We start from the raw sequence: 3591 nt of genomic DNA on the forward strand, positions 1-3591 counted from the left end.
TGAAACTGATGTCTCTGATGACATTATGACTGATGATGCATAGGGGAGGGGGGTCTGCAAATATGGCCCCCCTCTCGCATCGCCCGCCTCTATATTTTTTCTCCGGGGGGATTTTTCGTTTTATGTTTGTGAGCTCCGGTGGCTTCCCTCGGGTTGAAGTCCTGTTTTTCTCCTTTCGGGCAGTCGAATTCCCCGGGGGAAGTCACCAGAACTCACAAGCAAATCCTTACAACATCAAGACAACTTCTATCAAGTAGGAAAAACTATGACTGTTCTTCGCTTAACTATGGCGTCATGGCCAAGTCTTGGTGCTAGCGTCTCAACGGGCTTGCCTATTGGCACAGAAACTACTCCTTTGTATGTAAAAATCGAACCAACATTAAAGAATGGCGTGGTTCGAGATCAGATAAACATAACACACAATCTCTCTAAGATCTACTTGACAGTTGAAAATCTTCCTTTTTCTTACGATCTAGTAGATCCAATTGGGACTACTCCGGATTGTTGGGGATATTTGGTTGAGATAAGCTCGTCTAAAAACGTCAAAGCACAAGCCTCTCTTATACCTGAGGTTTTAGAAACTTTTACAGTTGTGAATGGTTTTAGAACAATTGAGCTTTCGGCTCTTTTAGATGAAGCTAGTCTTATTTAACATTTGAAAGGAAGTACCGTGACAGTAACTTTTCCATTACCAGTAGAGCTGCAAGGCGTAGGGCGCGTAGAGGGCCGCTTCATTCTGGTTTCACCTGATACTATCAACGACCCCGACGTTTATCCAGAGGCTCGTGCTTCTAGTGGTACTGTCACCTTTACTCCTGCAAGCCGTCTCACGACAACAGTCAATTATGCCGCTGTTGTTGGACACCCGGCAAAAACCTTTCCTGTCGACTCTTATGGCGTTTTGCAGGATGAAGAGCTTAGTGGTGGCGTTTGGTTAAGGGAAGACACATACCTTGTTTCCTATAGTCTTCAGGGGATGACAATTGCCCCACACTCAATCGTTGTTACATCTGCGTATACAGATGAGTCGCCTCTTATCTTGTCGGCGGTAATACTCGAAGATCTTCCAGCAGGAACTACAATTACAATGCTTGAGGTTCCTCTTGGTGCTGTACAAGGTCAATTTCTTGGCTGGGATAGCGAAGCGGGTCTTGTTTGGCAGGCCACAGCAGTTCCAGATGCATCGACTACCATTAAAGGTGCTGTAGAGTTAGCAACTTCTGAAGAAACAGTTACGGGAGAAGACACTGTAAGAGCTACTACTCCTGCTGGAGTTAAAGCAGCTCTTGATGCTAAGTCAATGTCCGATATGTCCACGTTAGCCGCATACGTCCCCACGTCCCGCACGGTCAATTCCAAGTCGCTCACCGGAAACATCACGCTGAACGCCTCCGACGTGGGCGCAGCTCCGGCAATGGGCGCGGACGACAACTACATCACCAACGCCGAGAAGGCCGCCCTTCACTCCCACCCCGCCGTCATCGCGCAGGGTGCCACGCAGGCCGACGCACGGACAGCCATCGGGGCGGGCACGTCCAACCTCACCATCGGCACCACGGCAGGCACGGCGAAGGAGGGCAACTATGTGCCGCCCGACGCTTCCGAGACCGTCAAGGGCATCGCCGAGTTCGCCACGTCTACGGAGACGGTCGTGGGCACGGCCACGAACCTCGCCACCACCCCGGCAGGCGTCAAGGCCGTCGCAGACACCAAGGCCCCCCTTGTCGGTCCTGTGCTGACGGCCGCGACTCCCGCACCGATCTTCTCCGCGCAACTCGCCCCGGCTCTCGACCTGTGGACACTGGCTGGTGGGGCGTCCTACGTCGCGCCCAGTGTGGTGATCCCAGCGGGCGGGTCGATGGCGTTCCCGCTGGCCGTCGTCTCCGGCAAGACATACCAGGTGGATGTGTCCCGCACGGGCTCGACCGGCGGGGAAATGACCGTCTCGCTGGGCGCGGCGGTGATCGCTCCACCAGCGTGGGGCAATGCATCGGTGACACTGATCGCCCCATCCACCGGGACGCTGACACTCACCGTGGGCGGGGTCACGACATGGGCGGCGACGGTGACCGGCGTTGTTGTGCGCGAGGTGACCGCGTTCGCATCCCCGGTCATATCCGGAGCGTCGGGCGGTTCCGAGCTGCGGCGCTACTCCTCCAACAACGCCATGGGGTACGACGCGCAGCGCTCCCTGACGACGGGCAACTACAACAACGCCATGGGGTACGACGCGCAGCGCTCCCTGACGACGGGCAACTACAACAACGCCATGGGGCACGCCGCGCAGTACTCCCTGACGACGGGCAACTACAACAACGCCATGGGGTACGCCGCGCAGTACTCCCTGACGACGGGCAACTACAACAACGCCATGGGGCACTACGCGCAGCGCTCCCTGACGACGGGCAACTACAACAACGCCATGGGGTACGACGCGCAGCGCTCCCTGACGACGGGCAACTCCAACAACGCCATGGGGCACGCCGCGCAGTACTCGCCCGCTGGTGTGGCCGCCAATGCCACCACAACTGCCTCGTACCAAACCTCAGTGGGTCATGAGACTGGCCAGTCCTCCGTCGTGCAGGCCGACCACCTCACCACGCTCGGCTACCGGGCAATCGGCACCACACGAGCCACTGCGCTCGGCTCTAGTGCAACTGCCGGGCACGTCGGCTCTGTGGCGCTCGGTTACGGTACCGCCACGACCGCAGAGTCGCAGGTCGCGGTAGGTGCGCGTGACGTGGAAGTGCAGGATGCCACCAAGGGGATCATCCTCAAGTCTCCCGACGGCTCACGCTGGCGGGCCACCATCACCGATACAGGAGTATCGACATGGACCAAACTCTGACCCCCGACGTAGCAGCATGGCTACACGAACTAGTCTCCCGACAGGTGGTTGAAGTCGGCCACCCTGACGCTCGTATCCAAGCCGCGATGGCATGGCGGGCGCTCGACCAACTCGCCGCCATTCACGCGGCAGGACAGGAGCAGGAATGAGCGACATCGCCACACTGGATGACGCCGCGCTCGAAACGCTCCGGCAGGAGATCGTGACCGAGCAGGCCCGCAGGCTGGTCCTCACAGACGGGCAACGCATCGTGGAGCAGGTGTCCGCCGAGTACGAGTCCGCCGTGACCGACCAGCCCGCCGAGGATTGGGCCACGATCTCCGCCCGCACCGACAGGGTAGGTCCCGGCGTGCGCGTCACCCTCGACGGCATCGAGTATCGCAACAAGTCGGGGACGTGGCTCAACACCGCGACCGTGCCCGACAAGGATATGGCCTCGATCTGGTGGGAGCGCATCACGCCCATGCCCAGCCCGACCGCCGCCCCATGGTCCGCAACCACCGAGTACAAGCCAGGCGACCGCTGCACACGCAACGGACGCCTGTACGAGTGCCTCGTCGCCCACGGCGTCGCCTACGCCGGGACGTGGGGACCGCCCACGGTCGGCGTGTGGAAAGACATCGGCCCGGCCTGACCCACTGCCCCTAACGACACGGCCTCACGACCCCGGGTACCCTATGGCGGTGTTCAGGTTCTGGATTCGACCATCCGGGCGAGTCTCGCCGTGCGGCACATCGGGAAAG

General features: G+C 59.1%; 3 protein-coding genes. All 3 read left to right on the forward strand.

What is annotated here, in order from left to right:
* Positions 1-265: 265 nt before the first annotated feature.
* Entirely contained in the window at positions 266-652 is a 387-nt protein-coding gene (locus tag EOL86_12860; protein ID NCD26465.1) for a hypothetical protein, read from the forward strand.
* Between the two features lie 648 nt (positions 653-1300).
* Entirely contained in the window at positions 1301-2848 is a 1548-nt protein-coding gene (locus EOL86_12865; protein ID NCD26466.1) for a hypothetical protein, read from the forward strand.
* A 91-nt stretch (positions 2849-2939) separates the two neighbouring features.
* On the forward strand, positions 2940-3482 hold the full coding sequence (locus EOL86_12870; GenBank protein ID NCD26467.1) for a hypothetical protein: 543 nt from the start codon (positions 2940-2942) through the stop codon (positions 3480-3482).
* Positions 3483-3591 lie beyond the last annotated feature (109 nt).

The sequence above is a fragment of the Deltaproteobacteria bacterium genome (genome assembly GCA_009930495.1).
Lineage (GTDB): Bacteria > Desulfobacterota > Desulfovibrionia > Desulfovibrionales > Desulfomicrobiaceae > Desulfomicrobium.

What these genes read in the sequence shown, in the direction of transcription:
- EOL86_12870 (NCD26467.1), top strand. Translation starts at nt 2,940, where the DNA reads ATGGCGGGCGCTCGACCAACTCGCCGCCATTCACGCGGCAGGACAGGA.
- EOL86_12860 (NCD26465.1), top strand. Translation starts at nt 266, where the DNA reads ATGACTGTTCTTCGCTTAACTATGGCGTCATGGCCAAGTCTTGGTGCT.
- EOL86_12865 (NCD26466.1), top strand. Translation starts at nt 1,301, where the DNA reads ATGTCCGATATGTCCACGTTAGCCGCATACGTCCCCACGTCCCGCACG.